We start from the raw sequence: 218 nt of genomic DNA on the forward strand, positions 1-218 counted from the left end.
GTAATGCATGGAGCTGACCAATACTAATCGGTCGAGGGCTTATCCTATATTTAAAACGCAAATTCAATTCGGATTCAGTTTTCAGGCGATTAAGCCTGAGCATTTACGCTGTAAATGCCCGTTTGGTGGCGATAGCGGAGGGGTTCCACGCGTACCCATCCCGAACACGACCGTTAAGCCCTCCAGCGCCGATGGTACTTGGACCGAAGGGTCCTGGG

At 51.4% G+C, this 218-nt stretch carries 1 rRNA gene; it reads left to right on the forward strand.

Annotation, left to right across the window (positions count from 1 at the left end):
• Positions 1–121 precede the first annotated feature (121 nt).
• Positions 122–218 (forward strand): 5S ribosomal RNA (gene rrf, locus UQ64_RS27125); the annotation flags it as partial.

It is taken from the genome of Paenibacillus etheri, assembly GCF_001012825.1.
In the GTDB taxonomy this organism is placed as follows: domain Bacteria; phylum Bacillota; class Bacilli; order Paenibacillales; family Paenibacillaceae; genus Paenibacillus_AQ; species Paenibacillus_AQ etheri.